We start from the raw sequence: 1044 nt of genomic DNA on the forward strand, positions 1-1044 counted from the left end.
GGGGTACTCAACCCTGTGCCGATTGCGCCTACCTTTGGTGATAAGACAGACTTTACTCTGGCTGTGAACTTAGGCGGCGAACCTGAAATTGTTCAACAGGAAGTGACACCGGTTTCCCTACCAACAAAAGAGAGTAACCTGCATGAGAAGGTTGTTCATTTTATCGATAATCTCGGTAGCAGTGTAAAAAGCAAAATGAGCTTCAATTTTGCAGCCTACGACATTGCCAACCAAGCGTTTGATGCGATGCAATCGACCATTGCTCGTCAAAAACTGGCCGCTTATCCCGCCGATATTACGCTTGAGATCCCACGTAATGCCTGTGGCACCTTAGAGTTTGATCGCTCACAAGAGATGATAGACAGAGGCTACCATTTGGCACAGGCTAAACTGGGCAATCGACTTTAATGTATTTGCTGCTGAATGAGAGTATTTATGGAAACTGAACTAAAAGAGCTTGAACTTCAAGAGCTTATGGCAACAAAAGATGTCATCGTGCTCACCAGCTCAGAAGCAACTGCCGTATCTTGGTTGATAGAGTGTTATCAAGAGAACGCCGATATCCAGATTATCGAGAACGCACATCAGCTAGATACTGAAGCGGTTTTGGCGCAATGCCGAAGCAGCCTGAGTGAAAATAAAAAGGTCATACTTACCGCGCAGTTTCGTAGCCAGCTCCCTATCATCAACATCGCTTCACTGTGTAATGAGAAGCGCAAGTCATTGATCAATATTGAGTTGTTAGGCTGGGACGAAGAAACTCGTCTTCCTCAGTCTTATAGCAGTTTCTAGGTTATAAGAATTTCTAGCTTATAACGGTTTCTAGTTAACCGCATTCGCTATATAGCAGCAGTTTTAGGTAGCAGACAATGTAAGCGCATTACTTCAAATGTCTGCCGCCATCAAGGTGCAAAGTTCTTCCTGTCATGTAGTGACTGGCCAACACAAACTTGATGCCATCTATTATTTCCTCAAAGCCCGCTTCTGTGGGAATCAGAGCTTTCTGCAGCGCTTTGGTCTTGTATGCCTCATCGTCATGCTCAT

Annotated in this window: 1 protein-coding gene and 2 pseudogenes; 2 read left to right on the plus strand and 1 reads right to left on the minus strand. The window is 44.7% G+C overall.

Annotated elements, in window-relative coordinates; all coding sequences use genetic code 11:
* Both AB4653_RS26220 and AB4653_RS26225 read left to right on the plus strand, forming a co-directional pair.
* Positions 1-408 (plus strand): annotated as a pseudogene (locus AB4653_RS26220) (serine protease); the annotation flags it as partial.
* A gap of 15 nt (positions 409-423) precedes the next feature.
* Positions 424-792, plus strand: a complete 369-nt coding sequence (locus AB4653_RS26225; protein ID WP_102258571.1) for a hypothetical protein — start codon at positions 424-426, stop codon at positions 790-792.
* 88 nt (positions 793-880) lie between these two features.
* On the opposite strand, the pseudogene AB4653_RS26230 reads toward AB4653_RS26225, so the two are convergent.
* A pseudogene (locus AB4653_RS26230) lies at positions 881-1044 on the minus strand (dihydromonapterin reductase); the annotation flags it as partial.

The sequence above is a fragment of the Vibrio sp. 10N.222.48.A3 genome (assembly GCF_041475345.1).
GTDB lineage: Bacteria > Pseudomonadota > Gammaproteobacteria > Enterobacterales > Vibrionaceae > Vibrio > Vibrio tasmaniensis_A.

What these genes read in the sequence shown, in the direction of transcription:
- AB4653_RS26225 (WP_102258571.1), top strand. Translation starts at nt 424, where the DNA reads ATGAGAGTATTTATGGAAACTGAACTAAAAGAGCTTGAACTTCAAGAG.